Annotated in this window: 4 protein-coding genes; all 4 read right to left on the bottom strand. The window is 73.2% G+C overall.

The window, feature by feature from the left end; genetic code table 11:
* Positions 1 to 47: 47 nt before the first annotated feature.
* Positions 48 to 806 (bottom strand): SDR family oxidoreductase, encoded by a 759-nt coding sequence (locus EAO72_RS03310; RefSeq protein WP_148015698.1) that lies wholly within the window; start codon positions 804 to 806, stop codon positions 48 to 50.
* Complete coding sequence (locus EAO72_RS03315) at positions 806 to 1,327, bottom strand: cupin domain-containing protein (RefSeq protein ID WP_148015699.1); 522 nt, start codon at positions 1,325 to 1,327, stop codon at positions 806 to 808. The genes EAO72_RS03310 and EAO72_RS03315 overlap by 1 nt, the downstream gene beginning before the upstream one ends.
* Before the next feature lie 43 nt (positions 1,328 to 1,370).
* A complete protein-coding gene (locus EAO72_RS03320; RefSeq protein WP_148015758.1) occupies positions 1,371 to 2,168 on the bottom strand; it encodes an alpha/beta fold hydrolase in 798 nt (265 codons plus the stop codon).
* On the bottom strand, positions 2,165 to 2,954 hold a 790-nt coding region (locus EAO72_RS03325; RefSeq protein WP_315986286.1), incomplete at its 5' end, for an aspartate dehydrogenase domain-containing protein. The genes EAO72_RS03325 and EAO72_RS03320, both read right to left, overlap by 4 nt.

Raw genomic sequence — 2,954 nt, forward strand, 5'->3', positions numbered from 1 at the left:
CCCCGGCGTGCCGCTTCGTCCTCGATCGCCGGGCGGGCTTGATGGGGTCAGGTCATCGTGAAGCCGCCGTTGACCGCGAAGGTCTGGCCCGTGATGTAGCCGGACTCGTCGCCGACGAGGAAGGCGATCAGGCCGACCAGGTCCGCCGGCTGCTGGGGACGGGAGATCGCCCGGTTGAGGCGGTACAGCTCGTGCCGTTCGGCGGGGATGTCGACGGCGGACTCCCCCTCGGTGAGGCCCGGGGCGACGGCGTTGACGGTGATGCCGAAGTCTCCGGTCTCGCGTGCCATGGCCCGGGTCAGGGAGATGACGGCGCCCTTGGAGGCGATGTAGTGGGCGAGGCGGGGCGATCCGTACAGGGCGGCGTCGGAGGCGAGGTTGACGATGCGTCCGCTGCCGTGGGCCCGCATGAGCGGGAGGAGGGCGCGGGCGACGAGCCAGGGGCCGCGGGCGTTGACCGTCATGATGCGGTCCCAGGCGTCGATGCCGATCTCGTGGAACGGTTTGCCGCCGACCGCGTTGGCGAGTCCGGCGTTGTTGACCAGGCCGTACAGCCGGCTGCCGTCGTCGGCGAGGGTGGCGGCCAGGGCGGCGGTGGAGTCGGGGTCGGCGACGTCGAGCGGGTGGTAGTCGGCGGTGATGCCTTCGGCGCGCAGTTCCCGGGCGGCCTGCCGGCCGGTGGTCTCGTCGAGTTCGGCGATGACGACGCGGTGGCCGTCGCTGCCGATCCGGCGGGCCGCGGCCAGTCCCAGGCCGCGGCCGGCGCCGGTGACGACGACCGTGCGGGGGGTGTCGTCGGTGGCCATCAGTCGCGGGTGATGCCGTGCATCGGGGAGTGCGCGGGGTAGGTGGGGACCTGCGGCTTCTGCGTGCCGATGATGACGCAGAACAGGGCGTCGGTGTCGCCCTCGTTCTTCAGGGAGCGGGCGACTCCGGCGGGGACGACGATCATGTCGCGGTAGCCGAGGGTGCGGTACTCGGCCTCGTCGGCGCCGCGGTGGATGCCGACCTTGACCTGGCCCTCCAGGACGAAGAAGGCCTCCTCGACGTCGTGGTGGGTGTGCTCGGGGCCCTCGGCGCCCGGCGGGAGCAGCATGTTGGAGAGGGTGAAGCCGCCGGAGGGCAGGATGCGGTTGTCGTTCTCGTGGTTGCCGGTGGCGCCGGAGCCGACGTAGCGGATCTGTGCGCGGCGGTACTGGGCGCCGGCCTTCTCCTGGAAGGAGAGGGTGTTCCAGTCGGGTTCGCGGGAGTCCTTGGTGGCGATGAGGGAGTCGGTGAACTTCGCGAGGTCGCCGTCGGTCTCGTACGGGGTGTTGTCGATGGGCACGGAATGCTCCTTGGTTCGGTGGTGGGGGTCGGGGTGTGCGTCGTTACGCGGGAACGCGGGCGACGACGTGGAGGTGGGCGCGGACCCAGGCGTTGAAGGCCTCGGGGCGTTCCTGGTTGGAGAGGTGTCCGGCGCCGGAGAGGGTGACGTAGGCGGACGTGGTGAGTCCGCCGGCGATGGCCTGGGACTCGTCGGTGCCGGTGACGGTGTCCTGTTCGCCGCACAGCACGAGGGCGGGTGCGGTGATGGCGGGGAGGTCGTCGGTGAGGTCGGCTTCGGCCATGGACGCGGCGGCGTATCCGTAGCCGGGGCTGCGAATGGCGGCGGCCATGGTGGCGACGACGCGTGCGACGAGTTCGGGCGGTGCGCCGGCGGAGACGAGGCGCGGTCCGCGGGCGGCGGCGAAGGCTTCGGGCCCCTGCTCGGCGAGTTGGTGCGCACGCCCGCGCATGGCTTCGGCCTTCTCCGGGTCGGTGCCGGAGCCGCGGCTGGAGTCGGCGACGATCAGGGAGGCGACGAGATCGGGGTGGCGGGTGGCGAGGCGCAGCGCGATGACGCCGCCCCAGGAGACGCCGAGGACGTGGGCGGGGCCGCCGTGGGCGCGGATGAGGGCGGCGGCGGTGTCGGCGTAGTCGTCGAGGCCGGGGGCTTGGGAGGGGTCGGCGGAGTCCGCGTAGCCGGGGGCGTCCCAGGCCACGACCCGTACCTGGTCGGCGAGGCCGTCGAGTTGGGGCGCGAAGGCGGCCGACGAGGAGCCGATGCCGTGGAGGCACAGGAGCAGCGGGGTGTCCGGGTCGCCGGCKTCCCGCGTATGGAMSCCGGCGACGGCGGCGGCGGTCACAGGATCTGTCCCGCCCGGCCGACGACGGCGCCGAGGCTGCGGAGCACGGCGTGCGGGACGACCTGGCTGGTGGCGGGGTTGGCTTCGTCGGGCCGGTGGGCGACCTCGAAGCGGTACGTGCCGTGCGGGCCGGCCGCTTCGATGACGTGCCGGGTGAGGGTGGCGGCCGGGTCGGCGACGACGACGACCTGGACGAGGGCGGGGTCGCCGGTGGCGAGGGCGACGGACGCGGCGACGTTGGTCGACTTGGGGAACTTCGCCGGGACGTCGATCGCGGTGCCGCGCATCACTTCGACGGGTTCGGTGGTGGTCCGCAGCCGCTCGGTCAGCTCCGCGTCCATCCAGGGCTGGTGGAGGGTGGCGGGGAGCTTGGTGGTGGTGAGGGTGACGGAGGTGAGGGGGCCGAGTCCGCGGACGGCCTGGAGGAGGTCGAGTCCGCCGACGGCTCCGCCGGTGAAGTAGACGCGTCCGGGTCCGGCGGCGCGCAGCCGGTCGGTGAGTTCGGGGTCGGTGAGGGCGCCGGTGGAGGCGATCAGCAGGTCGGCGCCGCTGTCGAGGACGCGCTCGGCCCATTCGCGTACGACGGCCTGGCCCGCTGCTTCGACGATGAGGTCGCAGACGGTGAGGGCGTCCTCGAAGGAGAGCTGGGGTGCGGGGGCGTCGACGAGGGGCCGGTTGTCGATGATGCAGGTGAGTTCGGCGCCGGGGACGCGGCCTTCGGCGAGGGCGGTGCCGACGACGCGTCCGATGGCGCCCCAGCCGACGAGGCCGATGCGGCGCACGGGG

Source organism: Streptomyces sp. OR43, from assembly GCF_008042275.1.
In the GTDB taxonomy this organism is placed as follows: Bacteria; Actinomycetota; Actinomycetes; order Streptomycetales; family Streptomycetaceae; genus Streptomyces.

Bases quoted from the DNA above. Each gene is read 5' to 3' on its own strand.
- EAO72_RS03310 (WP_148015698.1), bottom strand. From the start codon at position 806: ATGGCCACCGACGACACCCCCCGCACGGTCGTCGTCACCGGCGCCGGC.